Source organism: Clostridium zeae (assembly GCF_017312485.1).
Taxonomy (GTDB): domain Bacteria; phylum Bacillota; class Clostridia; order Clostridiales; family Clostridiaceae; genus Clostridium_AR; species Clostridium_AR zeae.
Genome location: NZ_BMBA01000036.1, coordinates 1 through 449 on the forward strand (window position 1 = coordinate 1; position 449 = coordinate 449).

At 35.2% G+C, this 449-nt stretch carries 1 pseudogene; it reads right to left on the reverse strand.

The annotated features are described in order from the left end of the window. Positions 1 to 311 (reverse strand): annotated as a pseudogene (locus tag J3477_RS25985) (ABC transporter permease); the annotation flags it as partial. Between the last annotated feature and the right edge of the window lie 138 nt (positions 312 to 449).

Genomic DNA, 449 nt, shown 5'->3' on the forward strand with positions numbered 1-449 from the left:
GGTATAACTCCAACTAAAGCTGCTGCTACCATACCTACTACAAACTGACCTTCTCCACCTATGTTAAATAATCCGGTCTTAAATGCTACCGCATTTGCTACACCGGTAAATATAAGCGGTGTTAAATAGAATACAGTATTAAATAAGTTCATTTCGCTACCAAAGGAACCTTTCCATATGGTGCTAAAAAGATCTTCTAGCGCTTTAAAATAATCTAATATAGAATATCCCTTAGCCCAGATTACGAAAAACACTGAAATGAATATAGAAAATATTATTGCTGCTAAAGGGAATAATATTGGTTTTACCATCTGTAGCGCTTTATTTTCCTTACCCTTTGCTGTAGTTTTACTCAAGATCCTTCACCTCTTTCTCATCATCCTTAAGACTACCACCAGCCATAAGTATTCCAAGTTTTAGCTCTGTAGCATCTTTTCTATCTACTATAT